Origin of the sequence: Nocardioides cremeus, assembly GCF_030518195.1 — a bacterium.
In the GTDB taxonomy this organism is placed as follows: Bacteria; Actinomycetota; Actinomycetes; order Propionibacteriales; family Nocardioidaceae; genus Nocardioides; species Nocardioides cremeus.
The window spans coordinates 61,301-81,527 of the sequence record NZ_JAULSC010000005.1 but is presented as its reverse complement, the minus strand read 5'-3'; the positions used below and the strand labels follow the sequence as shown (position 1 = coordinate 81,527).

At 74.9% G+C, this 20,227-nt stretch carries 12 protein-coding genes; 8 read left to right on the top strand and 4 right to left on the bottom strand.

The features are described from left to right. Positions 1-28 precede the first annotated feature (28 nt). A complete protein-coding gene (locus QWJ41_RS07375; RefSeq protein WP_302706909.1) occupies positions 29-2,452 on the top strand; it encodes a hypothetical protein in 2,424 nt (807 codons plus the stop codon). Between the two features lie 154 nt (positions 2,453-2,606). On the opposite strand, the gene QWJ41_RS07370 is transcribed toward QWJ41_RS07375, so the two are convergent. The 3 genes from QWJ41_RS07370 to QWJ41_RS07360 form a co-directional block, all read right to left on the bottom strand. Next, positions 2,607-3,977, bottom strand: coding sequence for an FAD-binding oxidoreductase (locus tag QWJ41_RS07370; RefSeq protein WP_302706907.1), 1,371 nt, complete (start codon positions 3,975-3,977; stop codon positions 2,607-2,609). A 16-nt stretch (positions 3,978-3,993) separates the two neighbouring features. Then, positions 3,994-4,317, bottom strand: a complete 324-nt coding sequence (locus tag QWJ41_RS07365) for a putative quinol monooxygenase (protein ID WP_302706905.1) — start codon at positions 4,315-4,317, stop codon at positions 3,994-3,996. A gap of 98 nt (positions 4,318-4,415) precedes the next feature. Next, positions 4,416-5,834: an AAA family ATPase gene (locus tag QWJ41_RS07360; RefSeq protein ID WP_302706903.1), complete on the bottom strand. Its 1,419-nt coding sequence runs from the start codon at positions 5,832-5,834 to the stop codon at positions 4,416-4,418. Between the two features lie 227 nt (positions 5,835-6,061). Between QWJ41_RS07360 and QWJ41_RS07355 the strand changes: the two genes are divergently transcribed. Then, positions 6,062-7,417, top strand: a complete 1,356-nt coding sequence (locus QWJ41_RS07355) for an HNH endonuclease (protein WP_302706902.1) — start codon at positions 6,062-6,064, stop codon at positions 7,415-7,417. Positions 7,418-7,447: 30 nt separating this feature from the next. On the opposite strand, the gene QWJ41_RS07350 is transcribed toward QWJ41_RS07355, so the two are convergent. Continuing rightward, entirely contained in the window at positions 7,448-8,968 is a 1,521-nt protein-coding gene (locus tag QWJ41_RS07350) for a flavin-containing monooxygenase (RefSeq protein WP_302706900.1), read from the bottom strand. A gap of 71 nt (positions 8,969-9,039) precedes the next feature. Here QWJ41_RS07350 and QWJ41_RS07345 point away from each other — a divergent pair, with 71 nt between their 5' ends. The 6 genes from QWJ41_RS07345 (at position 9,040) to QWJ41_RS07320 (ending at position 20,180) form a co-directional block, all read left to right on the top strand. Beyond that, the gene (locus QWJ41_RS07345; protein WP_302706899.1) at positions 9,040-10,071 is read left to right on the top strand and encodes an AraC family transcriptional regulator; all 1,032 of its coding nucleotides are present in this window, start codon (positions 9,040-9,042) and stop codon (positions 10,069-10,071) included. A 43-nt stretch (positions 10,072-10,114) separates the two neighbouring features. After that, complete coding sequence (locus tag QWJ41_RS07340) at positions 10,115-12,250, top strand: PhoX family protein (protein ID WP_302706898.1); 2,136 nt, start codon at positions 10,115-10,117, stop codon at positions 12,248-12,250. A 213-nt stretch (positions 12,251-12,463) separates the two neighbouring features. Next, on the top strand, positions 12,464-14,971 hold the full coding sequence (gene leuS, locus QWJ41_RS07335; protein WP_302706896.1) for a leucine--tRNA ligase: 2,508 nt from the start codon (positions 12,464-12,466) through the stop codon (positions 14,969-14,971). A 12-nt stretch (positions 14,972-14,983) separates the two neighbouring features. Continuing rightward, positions 14,984-15,865 (top strand): DegV family protein, encoded by an 882-nt coding sequence (locus QWJ41_RS07330; RefSeq protein WP_302706894.1) that lies wholly within the window; start codon positions 14,984-14,986, stop codon positions 15,863-15,865. A gap of 923 nt (positions 15,866-16,788) precedes the next feature. Continuing rightward, entirely contained in the window at positions 16,789-17,826 is a 1,038-nt protein-coding gene (locus QWJ41_RS07325; protein ID WP_302706892.1) for a ComEA family DNA-binding protein, read from the top strand. After that, on the top strand, positions 17,823-20,180 hold the full coding sequence (locus QWJ41_RS07320; RefSeq protein ID WP_302706891.1) for a ComEC/Rec2 family competence protein: 2,358 nt from the start codon (positions 17,823-17,825) through the stop codon (positions 20,178-20,180). The genes QWJ41_RS07325 and QWJ41_RS07320 overlap by 4 nt, the downstream gene beginning before the upstream one ends. The last annotated feature ends 47 nt before the right edge of the window (positions 20,181-20,227 follow it).

The window sequence follows — 20,227 nt, the reverse complement described above, 5'->3', positions numbered from 1 at the left end:
CTGACGGTCCTCGAGCTCTGGAGCTGCCGTGCGTCCTCGTCCCCGTCCCACCCGGCGCACGGTCGCGTCCTCCGTCCCGCTCGGCGTGGCGCGGTGGCTAGTCGTGCCGGGGCTGCTGGCGGCCCTGGCTTTGGCCCTGACGGTGGTCGTGCCGCTGCCGGTCGGGCCGTCGGCGGCGTCCCCGGCCCGGGCCGCCGAGGCGGCGTACACCTGGGAGTCGGAGGGCGGGACCCTGCTCGCCGGGTCGTGGTCGGGCGGCACCCTCCAGGCGCGGGCCACGGACTCCGACGACGCGCGCACCCCGCTCTACGCCGCCGATCCCGCCGACCTCGCCTACACCTCGCTGGAGGCCGTGGACTGGTCCCCCGACCGCCGACGGGTGCTGGCACTCGACCACGCGGCCCCCGGCGACCAGGACGCGATGGCGGTGGACGTCGTGACCGGTGAGCGCCGGCCGGTGCGGGTGCCCGACCGCTTCGTCGACGAGATGGTCTGGGCCGGGTCCCAGCACGCGGCCGTGCTGGTGCGCACCGGCGCGGGCAGCGAGCTGTGGGAGGTCGCCGTCGACTCCGGCGTCGCCCGCCTGGTGCACTCGTTCGTGGGAGGGACCGGAGGCCTGACCTCCTCGCCCGACGGCTCGCGCCTGGGTGTCCTGCGCTCCTACTCGCGAGGTGCGGACGCGACCCCGAGGTGGGGCTTCGAGGTGGTGACCGTGGACCGCGCGACTGGCGCGACCACGGTGTTGGCTGAGCTCGACGAGGCACCGCAGGACCTCGCCTGGTCCCCGACGGGTGAACGGCTGCTGCTCTCCACGCAGGACGAGCTGGTGGTGGTCGACCTCGACTCCGCCGGCGGCCCGGCCGCCGAGCCCCGGCCCGTGCCCGGGCCGCCCGGTTCCCTCGTGTGGGCCCCCAGCGGCGAGCGGGTGCTGGTGCGGACCTACGGGGGCCGGCGGGTGGTCGAGGTCGACACGGGACGCAGCGAGCCCGGTCCGCTGCTCACCGGCTCGTACGAGATCGTGGACTGGCAGCCGGACCCGCGCTGCACGATCACCGGCACCGACGGCGACGACGACCTGGCCGGCACTCCGGGGGACGACGTGATCTGCGCTGGCGCCGGCGACGACCGTGTGCGTGCCAGCGCGGGTCGCGACCTCGTCCTGGCCGGACCCGGTCAGGACCGGCTGGACCACGCCGACGACCCCGCGCCGGTGCGGGCCCACCTCGACCGGTGGCTGGTGCGCGGGCACGGTGACACGGAGGTCTACGGGGTCGAGGAGCTGCGCGGCACCGACTTCGACGACCTGGTGCTCGGCTCGCGGGGCGACGAGGTGCTGGTCGGTGGCGGCGGGGACGACGAGATCGACGGCAGCCTCGGTGACGACGAGCTGCGCGGAGGACCGGGGCGAGACGTAGCGACGTTCGCGCACCGCGACCTGGAGAGCAGGGGCAGCTGGCGGCGGGTCGCGGCCGACCTGCGCACCGGGCTGGCCCGGGGCGACTCCGGCCACGACCGGCTCAGCGGCATCGAGGACCTGACGGCGTGGGACGGCGGCACCCTGGTCGGCGACGACGGGCCCAACCGGCTCAGCACCCACTTCGGGGGCATCCTGGCGCCCCGGGGCGGTGACGACGTGCTGGCCGGCGGCGGGCGCGTCGACTACGCGGGCGCGCCGCGCGGCGTCGTCGTCGACCAGGCGGCCGGGGTGGTGACCGGCTGGGGCCGCGACCGGTTGGTCGGCTTCGGCAACCACGGTGCGCCGCGCGGGTTCACCGGCTCCAGCCACGACGACGTGTTCCACCTCGTGCGGGGAGGCGCCAAGGGACGTGGCGGCGACGACCTGATCACGGTGTCCCAGGAGGCGGCCTACGCGCTGGGCGGCAAGGGCTACGACAGGGTCGACCTGTCGGCCATGTCCGAGGGGGTGCAGGTCGCCGTGCACGACCCGCCCGACCGCTTCCCCGGCGGTGTGGAGGTGACGGGGGTGGAGGAGGTCACGCTCACCGCCCACGACGATGTCAGCCTGGGCGGCCCCCGCGTGGTGCGGGCCGGCGCGGGCGACGACGTGATCACCACCACCCCGGCCACCGAGAAGATACTGGCCGGTCCAGGCGACGACGTGGTGGGCCGCAGCCGCGGTGACGACGTCGTGCGCGGTGGTGGCGGCAACGACCTGCTGGGCTTCTCGGCCTTCACCCGCCTCGTGCACGGCGGCGCCGGCCAGGACGCGCTGGTCGCCACGGGGTCGCGGGCCCGGGTGCGGGTCGACCTCGGGACGGGGCGCGCCCGCGTCCTGGACCGCTGGGTGCGCAAGCGCGTGGTGCGCCTCCGGGCTGTCGAGGGGGTGGTCGGCACGACCCACGACGACCTGCTCGTCGGAGACGGGGGCCCCAACCTCCTGGTGCCCGGCCCCGGTCGCGACGAGGTGCGCGGCCGCGGCGGGCGGGACTAGCTGTGGGGCGTCGACGAGAGCAGGGACCTGCTGCACGGCGGTGCGGGGCGCGACGAGTGCCTCGCCGACACCCGCGACCGGCTGGTGTCCTGCGAGCGCGAGAGCGTGGAGGGCGGGGACCTCGCCCGTGACTGGCGCCGGCGCTGGGAGGCCCTCAGGGCTCCAGGACGCACCCGGGGTTGAGGATGCCTCGCGGGTCCAGCGCCGCCTTGACCGCCCGCGACATCGCCATCGCCCCGGGGTCGAGCTCGCGGGCCAGCCAGTCGCGCTTGAGCCGGCCCACGCCGTGCTCGCCGGTGATGGTGCCGCCGAGGTCGAGGGCGAGTGCGGTGATCGCCTCGAACGCGCGGCCCGCGGCCGCCACCGAGGCCGGGTCGCTCGCGTCGTGGACGATCGTCGGGTGCATGTTGCCGTCGCCGGCGTGCCCGAAGACCCCGATGGTCAGCGCCTGCGCCGCCGCGACCCGCTCGATCCCCTCCAGCAGCTCGACGACCCGGCCGCGGGGCACGCACACGTCGTCGAGGATCCAGTCGCCGAGCCGCTCGAGCGCTGGCAGTGCCTGACGGCGCGCCTCCAGCAGGGCCTCGCCCTCGACCGCGTCGTCGGCGAGCACGACGTCCTCGGCGCCGGCGTCGCGGCAGAGCGCCGCCATGGCCTCGAGCGCGCGCGCCGCGTCGGCGGTGTCGCTCTGCGCCAGCAGCATCGCCGCCGGCGTACCGTCCGCGCCGAGACCCATCCCAGTCAGCCGGTCGACCGCGTCGAGCGTGGTGCGGTCCATGACCTCGAGCATCGACAGGTCGAGCCCGGCCCTGGTCACGGCGGCCACCGCGGCCGCGGCCGCACCGAGCGAGGGGAACGTGGCGACCAGCGTGCTGGCCGGGCCGGGCGCCGGCAGCAGGCGCACCGTGATCTCCGTGATGACGCCCAGGGTGCCCTCGGACCCCACCAGCAGGGAGGTGAGGTCGTAGCCGGCGACGCCCTTGGCCGTCCGCCGGCCGGTGCGGGTCACGGTGCCGTCGGCCAGCACCACCTCGAGGGCGAGCACGAAGTCGCCGGTCACGCCGTACTTGACGCAGCACATGCCACCCGCGTTCGTCGCGACGTTGCCGCCGACGGTCGAGAACGCGACGCTGCCCGGGTCGGGCGGGTAGAAGAGGCCGACCTCGGCCGCGGCCGCGCGCAGGTCGCCGGTGACCACCCCGGGCTGCACCACGGCCAGCCGCTCGACCGGGTCGACCTCAAGCACCCGGGCCAGCCGCCGGGTGGAGAGCACCACCGAGCCGTCGGGTGCGGCGGCGGCCCCGGACAGGCCGCTGCCGGCGCCACGCACCACCACCGGCACCCGGTGCTCGTGGGCGATCGCGAGCGCGGCCGCCACGTCGGCGGTGCTCCGGGGGCTGAGCACGGCGAGCGGCCCGGCCCCGCCGGCCACCCCGAGTGCCGCCTCGTCGCGTGCGAAGGACGCGACGACCTCGGGGTCGGTGGTGACCAGGTCGGGGCCGAGCCGGTCGAAGGGGGTGCTCACGCGGGCCGTCGCCGCGTCAGTCGACGCGCATCTCGCCGAGCTCGGACCAGCCGGTGCCCTCGACCTCGGTGCTGACGATGCGCGGCGTCTCGACGAGGTACGCCGGCAGCTCGCGCGTCGCCTTCTGGAAGTGCTCGGACTGCACGTGGGACGCACCCGCGTCACCGTCGGCGAAGGCCTCGGTGAGGAAGTACTCGTCGCTGTCGTCGAGCGCCCGGGCCCAGTCGAACCACAGGCAGCCCGGCTCGGCGCGGGTCGACTCGGTGAACTCGCGCGAGATCTCGGGCCAGGCGTCGGCGTGCTCGGGCTTGATGCGGAAGCGGGCGGTGATGAAGATCAACAGTCTCTCCTCGTGGGACGTGGACGTGGGTGCGCGGGCCCGGCGACCGCGGCCGGACCTGCCGCGACGAGCCTAGGCGGCCCGGGGATGGCGACCAGCTAGTCGGCACTCGTCTCGCCGGAGTCGTCGTTCGAGCCCAGGAGGGCGCGGGTGAGTCGCGAGGAGTCGGCGAGCAGCTCCTCGGTGGCGGCCGCCAGGTGCTCGTCCGAGGGCTCACGGCCGGCCATGGCGGCGAGCAGCACGGCCCGGCGCACGAGCTCCTTGGCGTACGACGCGGTGGTCCCGGCGGACTCCCGGGCGGCGCGGGAGATGGCCACCGACGAGAAGGCGAGCTCTGCAGCGTAGAGACGGATGAGGGTGCGCCGGTCGGCCTCCTCGGGGAGCGGGATCTCGACCGCGAGGTCGACCCGTCCGGGACGCTGGGTGAGGGCCTTCTCGAGGGCCTCGGCACGGTTGGTGGTCAGCAGGAACACCACGTCAGCGTCCTGGTCGAGCCCGTCCATGGCGTCGAGCAGGGTGAACAGCAAGGGGGACGCGCCTCCACCGAAGTGGTGGTCGCGGTCCTCCGCGATCAGGTCGCAGTCCTCGATGACGACGACGGCGGGCTGGTGCGCTCGGGCGATCTGGGCGGCCGTGCCCACGTGCGCCATCTCGGTGCCGCTCATGAGCACCACGGTCGTGTCCGATGCCGCACTCACCAGGTGGCGGACCGTGTGGGTCTTGCCCGTGCCCGGTGGGCCGTAGAGCAGCACGCCGCGCTTGAGGTGCTGCCCCTTGTCCCGCAGCAGCTCACGGTGCTGCGCGAGCCCGACGACATGGGCACGGACCTGTTCCAGCGTGCCAGTCGGAAGCACCACGTTGCTGGCGGGCAGGTCCGGCCGGCGGTGGAAGGTCAACCCCGACATGGACCGCTCGTAGGGGTTGGTGCTGAAGCTGATGACCTGACGCCAGAGAACGCTGCGACGCATCGACTCCTCGCGCAGCTCGGCGAGCATGGCGGTGACCACCTCGGGGTCGGTGGCGAGCACCTCGAGACGTGCCTGGGATCCGTACTCGGGGTTGCCGACCCGCTGCACCACCACCATGGGCGCACCCTCGTGGTGGAAGAGGTGCAGGCCGAAGGCGACCGTCGCCCGCTCCGTGTCTGGTCCGGTCGCCACGTTGAGGCGGTCGACCTGGCCACTGCGGAAGCGGCCCCACTCTGCGTTGGCCATCAGGTCGCTCAGGGAGCTGTGGTGACGCTGGTCCCCACCTCCCACACCCAGCAGCCGGGCGGCTGGATCGCGGGCGACGATCGCCTCCAGTGCGATGTCCGTGTCGGCCCAGCGGTGGATCATGATGGGCTCGACCACGACGGCGAGCTCGTCGGCCGCGACGCCCAGGTGGGCGTCCAGGATGGGCAGCAGGTCGTCTCCCCGCCGCGCGGCGTTCGGCTCGTCCTGGACGAGCTGCTTCACCAGCCGGGTCAGCGCACTGCGCAGCTCGTCGTCGCTCTGTCCGTGGGTCCCGAGATCCATGTCGGTGAACCTAGTGGCTGGACCGACCGCTCACCCATGAATCTGCTGCCGGCACCCGACCCGGACGGTCGTCCTTCAGGCACCTCGATGTCCACGGGGCTGCTCGATGGTGGAACGGGTCCAGGGGTGCGCGGGGTCCCGCCAGGAGGGCGGTGACGGCCCCGAGAGGGCCACTTGCAGGTCGTCCCACCCTTGCGCTCGAACATACGTTCGAGTAAAGTGTCGTTATGGCACTCGCTCCCGCACCTGGTCTCGACCTGGCCGACCTCTCCGAGGTCGAGCTGGTCGAGGCGCTGCGGGCGGCCGAGGAGGAGAAGTGCCGGCTCGAGGCGTTGCAGGTCGAGCTGACGGCCCGTCTCGACGAGGTCGTACGCCACCGCCACGCCGCAGCGGGTGTCCGCGCGGAGAAGCAGGGCGCGGGTGTGGCCTCGCAGGTCGCGCTGGCCCGGCGCGAGTCGCCGAACCGGGGCGCACGCCACCTCGGCCTGGCGAGGATCCTGGTGGCCGAGCTGCCGCACACGCTGGCCGCGATGCGAGCCGGGTGGTGCACCGAGTGGCGCGCAACCCTCGTGGCCCGCGAGACCGCCTGCCTGTCACTGGAGGACCGCCGCCGGGTCGATGCCGAGCTGATGGCCGACCCCGCCACCACCGAGGGCTGGGGCGACCGCAGGCTGGTCGCGGCTGCGCGGGCTCGGGCCTACGAGCTCGACCCGCACGCCGCCCTCAAGCGGTCCCGCAGGGCCGAGGGGGAACGGTATGTCTCGCTGCGACCCGCGCCCGACACGATGACCTGGCTGACCGCGCTGCTCCCGGTCGCCCAGGGCGTCACTGTCTACGCCGCCCTGTCCCGGACCGCGGATGAGGCCCGGGCCGCCGGAGACGAGCGCAGCCGCGGCCAGGTGATGGCCGACGCCCTCGTCACCTCCCTCACCACACCGGCCTCCGCCAGCACAGGGTCCGCCGAGCCGGCGCCAGTTCCTGTGCCCGTTTCCAGCCAGGTGCCGGTGGCGGTCAACCTGACCGTCTCCGACGCCACGCTGCTGGACGGTGGGCACGCACCGGGCTGGATCGCCGGCTACGGCCCGGTACCCGCCGGTGTGGCTCGCGGCCTGGTCGCCACCGCTCTGGCGGAGGCGCAGGCGACGCTGCGGCGGCTCTACACCACCAGCACCGGAGCCCTGGTCGCGATGGACGCCCGCTCCCGCACCTTCCCTGCGTCGCTGGGGCTGTTCATCGACCTGCGCGACCAGTCGTGCCGCACACCCTGGTGCGACGCCCCGATCCGGCACCGCGACCACGTCGTCCCCGACCACGCCGGTGGTGCAACCAGCGCGATCAACGGGCAGGGGCTGTGCGAGGCCTGCAACCAGGCCAAGGAAGCGCCCGGCTTCACCGCCACCGCCACCGCCCACGACGGCGTCGTCACCACGACGACGCCCACCGGCCACCAGGTCCGCTCCCGCGCCCCAGCCCTGCCACCCGGCGACCCACCAGCCCAGGAACCCCGGCGGCTGAGTCCCGAGGTCCAGATCTACCGCCCCCACCTCCGAGTCGTCCTCGCCGACGACTACCGGGCGGCCTGAGGCGCGCCCGCTGAGTGGGAGACGGGAAGCTCAGCCGACCTCCTCCAACTCCGACCAGTCGACGGTGGCGGTGCGGCGCTGGTACTCAGCGACCAGGCCCGGCCAGTTGGTGGTGATCCGCGGCCCGTCGGTGTACCAGCTGGTGCACCCCGCCCACACGCTCTCGCCCAGCCGCGACTGCATCTCGGCGTCGAAGGCCTCCCACACCTCGGGGCGCGGGGCCACCGCGCGGGCGCGGCCTTCAGCGAGGCGGCGGGCGACCTGCGCGACGTACCCCGCCTGCGCCTCCATCATCGCGATGATCGAGCTGCCGCCGAGGTTGGTGTTGGGGCCGTAGATGCTGAACAGGTTGGGGAAGCCGGGCACGCCCATGCCCAGGTGGGCGCGGGCACCGTCGGCCCACACGTCGCCCAGCCGGGTGCCGTCGGGGGCGACCACGTCGAGCCCGCGCAGGAAGTCGGTGGCCGCGAAGCCGGTGCCCCAGATCAGCACGTCGGCCTCGTGCAGGGTGCCGTCGCCGGCGCGCACCCCGGTGGGCTCGACGCCGGTCACCGGCCCGGTGACCACGTCGACGTGGTCGCGGGCCAGGGTGCGGTACCAGTCGTTGGAGAAGAGCAGCCGCTTGCAGCCCAACGGGTAGTCCGGCACCAGCCGCGAGCGCAGGCCGGCGTCCTTGACGGTGAGCCGCAGGTGCGCGCGCCAGGCCGCCTCGAGCGCCTTCGTCAGCGGCTTCGAGAGCCGGCTCTCGCCGGCCAGGGCCCCGTTGAGCTGCTCGGTGAGCCAGAAGACCGTGCGCCGCTCGGCGGCCAGGGTGCCGGGCAGGCGCCGGAAGAGCGCGTGGTGGCGCGCCGAGTAGGCCTGGTCGGGCTTGGGCACCACGTAGGGCGCCGAGCGCTGGAAGACGGTGAGGGAGGCGACCTCGTCGGCGATGCCGGGCACGAACTGGATCGCGCTGGCGCCGGTGCCGACCACCGCGACTCGCTTGCCGCGCAGGTCGACGTCGTGGCGCCACTGCGCCGAGTGGAAGGCCGGCCCGGCGAAGCCCTCGCGACCCGGCAGGTCGGGCACCACCGGCTCGGAGAGCTGGCCGGTGGCCAGCACCAGCACGTCGGCGGCGTACGTCGGCCCGGCCGCGCCGTCCACCTCGGTCGAGACCTGCCACGCCTCGCCGTCGTGGCGCGCGCCGGTCACGGTGGTGCCGGTGACCACGCCGTCGAGCAGGCCGTGCTCGGCCGCGGTGCGCCGGATGTAGTCGAGGATCTCGGGCTGCGGCGAGTAGCGGCGGCCCCAGGCCAGGTTCGGCGACCACGACCAGGAGTAGAGCGGGGAGGGCACGTCGCACGCCGCGTTGGGGTAGGTGTTCTCGCGCCACACGCCGCCGACCTCGTCGGCGCGCTCGAGCACGGTGATGTCGCTGATGCCCTGCTCGTGCAGCGCGTGCACGACTCCCAGACCCCCGAAGCCGGCGCCGACCACGACGACGCGGGGCGACCGGACGGCGGGGCCGGGGGAGGACGAGGCGGGTGAGGCGGACGTGCCGGGGGAGGTCATGTCCCGGACGCTAGGCCCGGCGGGCGGCACCGGGGGAGGCCCGCTCGCCAAGAGAGTTGACAATGGCGGACATGTCCCGGCCGCTCCCTCCCGTGCAGGCGCCCGACGCCGACGTGCCGCGCTCGGCCGACGGGGTGCGCCACCTGCTGCGCTGGGCCGGTGCCCGCGGCCACGACCCGGCCGCGCTGCTGGTCGGCACCGGGCTGCGGCTGGACGACCTCGGGCCGGGCGGGGTGCGCGAGGTGACCGCCGCGCAGGAGCTGCGAGTTGTGCGCGCGCTGCGCCAGCGGGCCCCCGACGCGGGCGCCGCCGTCGGGGCGGCGTACGACGTCGGCACCTTCGGGGCGCTGGGCTTCGCGCTGATGACCAGCCGCACGCTGCTCGACGTGGTGACGGTGGCGCTGCGCTTCTTCGACCTCAGCTACGCCTTCGTGGTGCCGCGCGTCGAGGTCGTCGGCGACGACGTGGTCGCCGAGCTCGACGGCAGCGCGCTGCCCGACGACGTGCGGGCCTTCCTGGTGGCGCGTGACGCGACCGCCGTGCGCACCGTGCTCGACTCGCTGCTGCCCGGCGGCGTCGGCGCGCACCTCGAGCTGGGGCCCCGGCGGGCGGTGCTGCGCTTCGCCGCCACCGAGCTCGACCGGCCGCTGGCCAGCGGCGACGAGCGCCGACGCGCGCTCGCGGAGGCGGTGTGCCGCGACCTGGCCGCCGACCGGCGCAGCGCCTCCGGGCTGCCGCAGCAGGTGCGGGTGCTGATCACCCAGCGCCTGGCCGACGGCGCCCCGATGCCGGTCGTGGCCGCGGCCCTGGGCCGCACCGACCGGACCCTGCGCCGCCAGCTCGTGGCCGCCGGCACGTCGTACCGCGCCCTGCTCGACGAGGTACGCCGCTCGCTCGCCGCCGACCTGCTGCGCGCCGGCCTGCCGGTCGCCGACGTCGCCGCCCGACTGGGGTACGCCGAGCCCGCGGCGCTGGTGCACGCCCACCGCAGCTGGACCGGCGGGCCGCCCAGCGCCGCGCGTCGCGGCGCGGCACCCGGCGTTCACCGGGCCGACGGCGACGCGTCACCGCACCGTCGCGCGGGGCTCCCGCAGCGTCCCTAGGTTCGCTGGCGCACAGGACCCCTCGCCCCAGGAGCCACCCGCCATGACCTGCACCCCCGCTCGCCCCGTCGCCTCCCAGGGCATCACCGCCCCGGCCGGCCGCACGCTGCTGCCGCTCACCCCCACCGGCACCCGCCACGGCGGCCGCAGCTTCATGACCTGCCAGTACCGCTGCGGCAACGCCTGCGACCACCCCGAGCCCAACCGCACCGGCCACGGCCACGTGCAGGACGAGATCGCCAAGGCAGTGGCCCGCCGCTCGGTGCTCAAGGGCGCCGCCGCCGGCTCCGGCGTGATGGTGCTCGGCGGCACCCTGGCCGCCGCCGCCGTGGCGCCCGCCGCCGCCGACCCCACCGGCCCCACCACCGCCCGCCCGGTCTCGGGCGACCTCGCGACCGCCGCGTTCACGCCGGTGCGACCCAACCGCCGCGACGCGGTCGTGACCCCCTCCGGCTTCGACCACGACGTGGTCATCCGCTGGGGCGACGGGGTCGTGGCCGGCGCACCCGCGTTCGACGTGCGCCGCCAGAGCCCCGAGGCCGCCAAGCAGCAGTTCGGCTACAACTGCGACTACGTCGGGGTGCTCCCGCTGCGCGACGCCAAGCGTGACCGCAAGGACCGCTCGCTGCTCGTGGTCAACCACGAGTACACCGACGAGGCGCTGATGTTCCCGGCCGGGGTCTACAGCGACACCGAGATCACCGCCATCGCGATGGCCAACCACGGCATGTCGGTCGTGGAGATCCGCCGCGGCTCCCGCGCCGGGTCGTGGCGCCGCGTGAAGAGCCTCAAGAAGACCCGCCACAACCGCCGGGTCCACATCGACACCGCCTTCGTCCTCGACGGCCCCGCCGCCGGCGACGAGCGGCTGCGCACCAGCGCCGACCCCAGCGGCACCACCGTGCTCGGCACCCTCAACAACTGCGCCGGCGGCACCACCCCGTGGGGCACGGTGCTCTCGGGCGAGGAGAACTTCAACCAGTACTTCGACCTGCCCTCCGGCGAGCAGCTCGACCAGCGCTACACCGACGCCTACGCCCGCTACGGCATCACCGGCTCGGGCCGCGGCTGGAGCGCCGTCGACCCGCGCTTCGACCTGGCCGCCGAGCCGCACGAGCCGCACCGCTTCGGCTGGGTCGTCGAGCTCGACCCCTACGAGCCCGACGAGGCGCCGGTCAAGCACACGATGCTGGGCCGCTTCAAGCACGAGGGCGCCAACGTCGCGCTGACCCGCGACGGTCGAGCCGTGGCCTACATGGGCGACGACGAGCGCGGCGACTACCTCTACAAGTTCGTCTCGCGCGACTCGATGCGCACCGGCCCCTCCGCCAGGGCGCGTCGCCACAACAAGACGCTGCTCACCGCCGGCACCCTCTACGTCGCCAAGCTGGTCGGTGACGGCACCGAGGACGGCCAGTACGACGGCACCGGCGAGTGGCTGCCCCTCTGCGACGAGACCACGTCGTTCGTGCCCGGCATGAGCGTCGCCGACGTGCTGCTCTTCACCCGGCTGGCCGCCGACAAGCTGGCCCCGACCCGGATGGACCGGCCCGAGGACGTCGAGCCCAACCCGGTCAACGGCAAGGTCTACGCCGCGCTGACCAACAACTCCCAGCGCGGCTCGACGTTCCAGCCCGACGAGGCGAACCCGCTGACCTCCTCGATGGTGCGCTCCTCGATCGGGGCGCCGCTCACCCCGGCCGCCGGCAACCGCAACGGCTACGTGCTGGAGATGACCCCGGCCGGCTCCGACCACGGCGCGGGCACCTTCACCTGGGACCTGATGCTGGTCTGTGGCGACCCCGAGGCCCCGGAGACCTACTTCGCCGGCTTCGACAAGTCCCAGGTCAGCCCGATCTCGTGCCCCGACAACGTCGCCTTCGACGACCGCGGGAACCTGTGGATCTCCACCGACGGCAACGCCCTGGGCTCCAACGACGGTGTCTTCCGGGTGCCGGTCACCGGTGCCGAGCGTGGCAGGGTCACCCAGTTCCTCACCGTCCCGCGCGGTGCCGAGGCCTGCGGGCCGCTCGTCGCCGACGACAACCGCTCGCTGTGGGTGGCCGTGCAGCACCCCGGCGAGGTCGACGGCGCCACCTTCGAGGACCAGGCCTCCACCTGGCCGCACAGCGACGACTTCCCGCGGCCCTCGGTCGTCGTCGCCTTCCGGGACCGCTGACCCCCCGGCAGCACCTCAGCGGTCCACCCCGCCGCCCGGCTGGTTCCACCTGCCGGGCGGCGGGCGCTAGACTGCCCCCATGCAGCACGCCCTGCTCCTTGCCTAGCCGCGTCGACGACGACTCGACGCGGCTGCCCCTCGCCACGAGGGGTTTTTTTGTGCCCCGGACCAGCGGCGGCCACACGCCGGCCACCAGACGTGAGAGAGACCCAGATGAGCGAGCGACCCACCGACCGCAGCGACGACGGCGCCCCCGAGGCGGCGACGTACGACGTCGTCGCGGTGCAGGACAAGTGGCGCAAGGTCTGGGACGACCTCGACCCCTTCCGCGCCGGCTCCGCGGCGCCCGGCGCCGAGAAGCGCTACGCGCTGACGATGTTCCCCTACCCCTCGGGCGACCTGCACATGGGCCACGCCGAGGTCATGGCGCTGCACGACGTCGTCGCGCGCTACTGGTGGCAGCGCGGGCACGACGTGCTCAACCCGATCGGCTGGGACTCCTTCGGCCTGCCGGCCGAGAACGCCGCCATCAAGCGCGACGAGAACCCGGCCGTCTTCACCTACGCCAACATCGAGACCCAGGCCGAGTCGTTCAAGCGCTACGCGATCAGCTTCGACTGGTCGCGCCGGCTCAACACCTCCGACCCGGAGTACTACCGCTGGACCCAGTGGCTGTTCCTGAAGTTCCGCGAGCGGGGCCTGGCCTACCGCAAGTTCTCGCCGGTCAACTGGTGCCCCAACGACCAGACCGTGCTGGCCAACGAGCAGGTCGTCAACGGGGCCTGCGAGCGCTGCGGCGCCGTGGTCACCAAGCGCGAGCTGTCGCAGTGGTACTTCAAGATCACCGACTACGCCCAGCGCCTGCTCGACGACATGGAGCCGCTGGAGTCCACCTGGCCCTCCAAGGTGCTGGCGATGCAGCGCAACTGGATCGGGCGCTCCGAGGGTGCGCACGTCGACTTCGACATCACCCTGGCCTCGGGGGAGACCCGCACCGTCACGGTCTTCACCACCCGCCCCGACACCCTGCACGGCGCGACCTTCATGGTGGTGGCCGCCGACGCCAAGCTGGCTGCCGAGATTGTCGCGCCCGAGCGCGCCGAGGCGCTGACGGCCTACGTCGACGAGGTGCGCCGCTCCTCCGACATCGACCGCCTGGCCACCGACCGGCCCAAGACCGGCGTCGACCTGGGCGTCACCGCGACCAACCCGGTGACCGGCGAGCAGATCGCGGTGTGGGCGGCCGACTACGTGCTGGCCGACTACGGCACCGGCGCGATCATGGCGGTACCCGCCCACGACCAGCGCGACCTCGACTTCGCCAAGCAGTTCGGGCTGCCGGTGCGCCGCGTCGTCGACACCGGCGAGCCGAACCCGGAGGAGACCTACGAGGCCACCACCGGCGACGGCACCTACGTCAACAGCGGCCCGCTCGACGGGCTGGGCGACAAGGCCGCCGGCATCGCGCGCATCATCGAGCAGCTGGAGGAGCGCGGCACCGGCACCGGCACCGTCAACTTCCGCCTGCGCGACTGGCTGCTGAGCCGCCAGCGCTACTGGGGCGCGCCGATCCCGATCATCCACTGCGAGGCGTGCGGCGAGGTGCCGGTCCCCGAGGACCAGCTGCCCGTCGAGCTGCCCGACCTCAAGGGCTCCGACCTCAAGCCCAAGGGCGTCTCGCCGCTGGCCGCGGCCGAGGACTGGGTCAACGTGTCCTGCCCGACCTGCGGGGGCGCCGCCAAGCGCGACTCCGACACGATGGACACCTTCGTCGACTCGTCGTGGTACTTCTTCCGCTACTGCTCCCCGCAGTTCACCGACGGCCCCTTCGACCCGCAGGCGGTGCGCGACTGGATGCCGGCCGCCCAGTACGTCGGCGGCGTCGAGCACGCGATCCTGCACCTGCTCTACAGCCGCTTCTTCACCAAGGTGCTGCACGACATGGGCATGATCGACTTCACCGAGCCCTTCAGCGCGCTGCTCAACCAGGGCGAGGTCATCAACGAGGGCCGCGGCATGTCGAAGTCGCTGGGCAACGGCGTCGACCTGGGCGAGATGATCGACGCGTACGGCGTCGACGCGATCCGCCTGACCATGGTCTTCGCCGGGCCGCCCGAGGCCGACATCGACTGGGCCGACATGTCGCCCGGCGGGTCGCTGAAGTTCCTGCAGCGCGCCTGGCGCCTCTCCGGCGACGTCACCAGCGAGCCGGGCACCGCCCCGTCTGACGGCGACACCGCCCTGCGCCAGGCCACCCACCGCACCGTGGCCGAGGCCACCGAGCTGGTCGAGACCCAGCGCTTCAACGTGCTGGTCGCGCGCACCATGGAGCTGGTCAACACCACCCGCAAGGCCATCGACTCGGGCCCGGGCAGCGCCGACCCGGCGGTGCGCGAGGCCGTGGAGGCGGTGGCGATCCTGCTGTCGCTGGTCGCGCCGTACGTCGCCGAGGAGATGTGGGAGCGCCTGGGCCACGAGCCCACCGTCGCCCGCGCCGGCTGGCCCGTGGTCGACGAGTCGCTGCTGGTGCAGGAGACCGTCACAGCGGTGGTGCAGGTCAAGGGCAAGGTCAAGGCGCGCCTCGAGGTCTCCCCGGAGATCTCCGAGGCCGACCTCGAGCAGCTGGCGATGGCCGACGCCGACGTGCAGCGCGCCCTCGACGGGGCAGTCGTGCGCAAGGTCGTCGTGCGCGCGCCCAAGCTGGTCAACATCGTCGTCTGACAGGGTGACGGCGTGAGCAAGCCCGCAGCCGGCGAGGGGCCGGTCGTCGTCGTCACCGACTCCACCGCCAGCCTGCCTCCCGAGGCGGTGGCCGAGCACGGACTGGTCGTCGTGCCGCTGCAGGTGGTGATCGGCGCCCAGGTGCTCGACGAGGGCTCCGAGGGCGCGACGCCCGACCGGGTCGCGCAGGCGCTGCGCGAGTACACCCCCGTCTCGACGTCGCGGCCCTCGCCGGCGGTGATGCTCGAGGCCTACGAGCGGGCGCACGCCGAGGGCGCGAGCGCCGTCGTGTCGGTGCACCTGTCGGGCGAGATGAGCGGCACCTACGAGTCCGCCCAGCTCGCGGCCCGCGAGGCGCCGCTGCCCGTCGTCTGCGTCGACACCCGCCAGGTCGGCATCGGCACCGGGTACGCCGCCCTGGCCGCCGCGCGCGTCGCGGCCGCCGGCGGCTCGGCACAGGAGGCCGCCGACGCCGCGCGGGCGCGCGCCGAGGCCACGGCCTCGCTGTTCTACGTCGACACCCTCGAGTACCTGCGTCGCGGTGGGCGCATCGGCGCGGCCGCGGCGCTGCTCGGTGGGGCGCTGGCGGTCAAGCCGCTGCTGCGCATCGACGAGGGCCGGGTCGACTCGCTGGAGCGGGTGCGCACCTCCGCCCGCGCACTGGCCCGGCTCGAGGAGCTGGCCGTCGAGGCGGCCGGCGAGGCGCAGGTCGACGTGTACGTCGCGCACCTGGCCAACCCCGAGCGCGCCGAGGTGCTGGCCGACCACCTGCGCGAGCGGCTCGCCGACCAGCTCGGCGGCCGGGAGCTGTGGTGCGGCGAGCTCGGCGCGGTGCTGGGCGCCCACGTCGGCCCCGGCATGATCGCGGTCTGCGTCGCCCCCCTCCACCCCTGACCGCCCGGGGGTCTCGGCGTCGCTCGAGCCTTCGGTCCTCGCTGCTCGACCAACGGTGCGGCCCTGTCGTTGGTCGAGCAGTGACGAGCGCCAGCGAGGAGCGTCGCCGAGACCGGGTGAGGTGCCTACGTGCCGTACGTCGGGTGGTGGCGGGGGTCTCGGCGTCGCTCGAGCCTTCGGCCCTCGCTGCTCGACCAACGGTGGGGCCTTTCGTTGGTCGAGCAGTGACGAGCGCCAGCGAGGAGCGTTGCCGAGACCCGGTGAGTGACGCGCTCGCCGTACGCCGGGTGGTTGCGGGGGTCTCGGCGTCGCTCGAGCCTTCGGTCCTCGCTGCTCGACCAACGGTGCGGCCCTGTCGTTGGTCGAGCAGTGACGAGCGCCAGCGAGGAGCGTCGCCGAGACCGGGTGAGGTGCCTACGTGCCGTACGTCGGGTGGTTGCGGGGGTCTCGGCGTCGCTCGAGCCTTCGGCCCTCGCTGCTCGACCAACGGTGGGGCCTTTCGTTGGTCGAGCAGTGACGAGCGCCAGCGAGGAGCGTCGCCGAGACCCGGTGAGTGACGTGCTCGCCGTACGCCGGGTGGTGGCGGGGTCTCGGCGTCGCTCGAGCCTTCGGCCCTCGCTGCTCGACCAACGGCGGTGCGCTCCGTTGGTCGAGCAGTGACGAGCGCCAGCGAGGAGCGTCGTCGAGACCGGGTGAGCGACGTGCTTGCCGTACGCCGGGTGGTGGCGGGGTCTCGGCGTCGCTCGAGCCTTCGGCCCTCGCTGCTCGACCAACGGCTCGGCTTGCGACCCGGCTGGTGTGAACCGGCCGGCTCGGCGCTCGGTGTGCCACATGGTGTCCACAGGGCGGGTCCGGCAGGGCGTCGTGCACAGGCCGGCGTCCGGTGGTCGATGCGGCGGGGGTCGGCTTCCTAGGTTGCCCGCATGCGCAGTCGACGACCCAGCCCCGAGCACCAGGAGGCCGTGGCCCGCCGCCTGGCCCAGCTCAGCGCCGAGCTGGAGGCGGTGCGGCCGCCACCGCCACCACCATCGCCCCCGCCGCAGCAGGAGGAGGAGCCCGACCCCGACGCCGACGACGACTGGTGGGCGCCGCACACCCGCATCCGGCCGCTCGCCGGGCCGCCGACGCCTGCACTGCCGGCGCCCCCGCCCCTGCCGCCACTGCCAGCACCGGCGGCGCCGCCCGTCTCTGGCCCGGTCCCGGGGATGGTCCCGGTGCCCGGCCGTCACGCCGCCCGCCGTGCGCGGCCGCGACCCGAGCTGGTGGGCGCCGCCCACGACCTGGTGCCGGCGACCCTGCGGGGGCGGGCGCTGCTGTCCTCGGCGCACCTGGGCGTCGTGGCGCTGCTGGTCGCCGCCGGGCTGGCTGTGACGTCGTGGTGGGTGGTGCGCTCCGACCCCGAGCCGAGCGGCCCACGGCTCGAGACCGTCGCCGAGGTGGAGACGCCGCTGGTCGACCTGGTGCCGCCCGAGCCCGCACCGGCAGCAGCCGGGGTCGTCGGGGCGGCCGGTGCCGACGAGCCGGGCACCGAGGTGACCGTCGACGTGGCCGGCAAGGTCCGCCGGCCGGGCATCGCCGTGCTGCCCGCGGGCTCCCGGGTCGTCGACGCGCTCGAGGCCGCGGGCGGTGCCCGCCCGGGGGTCGACCTGGCCGGGCTCAACCTGGCGCGGCTCCTGGTCGATGGCGAGCAGGTGCTGGTCGGGGTGCCCGGGGCGGTCGCGGCACCGGCAGCCGGCGTCCCGCCCGCGCCGCCGGGGTCTCCGGGGGCTGCCCTGGTCGACCTCAACACCGCCGACCAGGCCCTGCTCGAGACGCTGCCCCAGGTGGGGCCGGTGACCGCCGGGGCCATCCTGGCCTGGCGCACCGAGCACGGCGCCTTCACCGCGGTCGAGGAGCTGCTCGAGGTCGACGGCATCGGGGAGGCGACCCTCGCCCAACTGGCACCGCTCGTGACGGTGTGAGGCCCGCGCGGGCCGAGGCCGCTGCGCCCACGGAGCCCGTCGAGCCCACCGAGCCTGAGCGGGCCTCCGCCGACCTGCGGATGACGCTGGTGGGCGTGGCCGCCTGGAGCGGGGGACTGCTCGGGGCCCTGGCCCCCGTCGCCGCGCTGGCGACCATCGGCCTCGGCGGCGGGCTGGGGGTGGCGCTGCTGCGTGCCCGTGGTCGACAGGGCGCGGCCCTGACCGGCGCGCTGCTGCTGCTGGTGCTGCTTGCGGTCGGGCTGAGCACGTCGTTGCGCCACGACCAGGTGTCGGGCGGGCCGCTCGCCGACCTCGCCGGGCAGCGAGCGGTGGTGCGGGTCGTGGCCACGGTCACCGCCGACCCCCGCCCACTCCAGGGCGCGTACGCCGACGGCGTGTGGCTGCGGGTGACCGTGCGCGAGGTCGAGGGCCGGGGCAGCGCCCACACCCTGCGCGCACCGGTGCTCGTGCTGGCCCCATCGGAGTGGGCCGACGTGGCCCTGGGCTCCACCGTGGTGGCCGAGGGCCGCCTGGGCCCCGCCGACGGCGACGACCTGGCGGCGGTCCTCGACGCCACCGGCGCCCCGCAGGTGCGCGACCCGCCCGACCTGTGGTGGCGCGGTGCCGGTGCGGTCCGCGAGTCGCTGCGCGACTCGGTCGCACACCGACCCGCCCCCGAGCGGGTGCTGGTGCCGGCCCTGGTCGACGGCGACGACGTGGGCCTCGACCCAGCGGTGGCCGACGACTTCCGGGCCACCGGCCTGACCCACCTGCTCGCCGTCAGCGGCACCAACCTGACCCTGGTGGTCGGCAGCCTGCTGTGGCTCGCACGGGGCGCCGGCGTGCGCGGGCGCTGGCTGCTGCTGGTGGGTGCGGCGGGCATCGTCGGGTTCGTGCTGCTGGCCCGCACCGAGCCCAGCGTGCTGCGCGCGGCGGTGATGGGCTCGGTGGCGCTGGTGGCCCTGGGCACCGACGGGGCCCGCCGCGGGCCCCGCACCCTGGGCGTCGCGGTGACCGGTCTGCTGCTGGTCCAGCCCGGGCTCGCGGTCTCGGCGGGCTTCGCACTGTCGGTGCTGGCCACCGCCGGCATCATGCTGCTGGCGCCGGGCTGGCGCGACGCGATGGCTCGGTGGATGCCGCGCTGGCTGGCGGAGGCGGTCGCCGTGCCCGCGGCCGCCCAGCTGGCCTGCACCCCCGTCGTGGCCGGCATCTCGGGCCAGGTCAGCCTGGTCGCGGTCGCCGCCAACCTGCTGGCCGCGCCCGTCGTGGGCCCGGCCACCGTGGTCGGGCTGGCCGGGGGACTGGTGGGCCTGGTCGCGCCACCCGTGGGCCGGCTGCTGGGCACCGTGGCCACCTGGTGCGTGGGCTGGATCGTGGCGGTGGCCGAGCGCGGGGCCGCCCTGCCCGCGGCGGCGGTCGACTGGGGCACCGGCGTCGTCCCCCTGACGGTGCTCACCGCGCTCAGCCTGCTCCTGGCGGTGCTGGCGCCGCGGCTGCTGGAGCGTCCGCTGCCGACGATCGCGATGTGCCTGGTGACCGGCGTGGCCGTGGTGGGGCGGCTGCCGTCGACGACCTTCGCGCCGGCCGGCTGGGTGCTGGTCGTCTGCGACGTCGGCCAGGGCGACGCGCTGGTGCTGCGGGCCGGCGAGGCCAGCGCCGTGGTCGTCGACGTCGGCCCCGACCCGGTCGCGGTCGACACCTGCCTCTCCGACCTCGGCGTCCAGCACGTCCCGCTCGTGGTGCTCACCCACTTCCACGCCGACCACGTCGAGGGGCTGGCCGGGGTGCTGGAGGGCCGGCAGGTCGACCGCGTCGTCACCAGCCCGCTGCTCGACCCGCCCGAGGCGGTGGCGGCCGTCAGCGGGCTGGTCGCCGCCGCGGGCGCCGAGGCCGGCGTGGCGCCGTACGCCGCCGCCGAGCGCGTGGGGGAGGTGACCCTGCAGTCGCTGGCGCCGGTCGACAGTGCACCACGCGAGGGCCCGGGCGACGGCAGCACCGCCAACGACCAGAGCGTGGTGCTGCTCGCCGAGGTCGGTGGGGTGCGGGTGCTGCTGCCCGGCGACCTCGAGCCGCCCGGGCAGGCGGCGCTGGCGCGGGCGCTGCCCGACCTGGCCGTCGACGTGCTCAAGGTGCCCCACCACGGCAGCCGGCACCAGGACCTCGACCTGCTCACCGGGCTGGGCGCCGAGCTGGCGCTGGTGCCGGTGGGCGCCGACAACGACTACGGGCACCCCGACCCCGGGCTGCTAGCGGCGCTCGAGGGCGCCGGGGCGCGGGTGCTGCGCACCGACACCGACGGCCCGCTCGCGGTGGTGCTGCACGACGGCGAGCCGGTCGGGGTGGCCGGCGGCTGAGCCGCTGACGCCCCGGGCGGCGGTGTCGGCGTGCTGTGGCAGGCTTG

Bases quoted from the DNA above. Each gene is read 5' to 3' on its own strand.
- leuS (WP_302706896.1), top strand. From the start codon at position 12,464: ATGAGCGAGCGACCCACCGACCGCAGCGACGACGGCGCCCCCGAGGCG.
- QWJ41_RS07325 (WP_302706892.1), top strand. From the start codon at position 16,789: ATGCGCAGTCGACGACCCAGCCCCGAGCACCAGGAGGCCGTGGCCCGC.
- QWJ41_RS07355 (WP_302706902.1), top strand. From the start codon at position 6,062: ATGGCACTCGCTCCCGCACCTGGTCTCGACCTGGCCGACCTCTCCGAG.
- QWJ41_RS07360 (WP_302706903.1), bottom strand. From the start codon at position 5,834: ATGGATCTCGGGACCCACGGACAGAGCGACGACGAGCTGCGCAGTGCG.
- QWJ41_RS07350 (WP_302706900.1), bottom strand. From the start codon at position 8,968: ATGACCTCCCCCGGCACGTCCGCCTCACCCGCCTCGTCCTCCCCCGGC.
- QWJ41_RS07345 (WP_302706899.1), top strand. From the start codon at position 9,040: ATGTCCCGGCCGCTCCCTCCCGTGCAGGCGCCCGACGCCGACGTGCCG.
- QWJ41_RS07340 (WP_302706898.1), top strand. From the start codon at position 10,115: ATGACCTGCACCCCCGCTCGCCCCGTCGCCTCCCAGGGCATCACCGCC.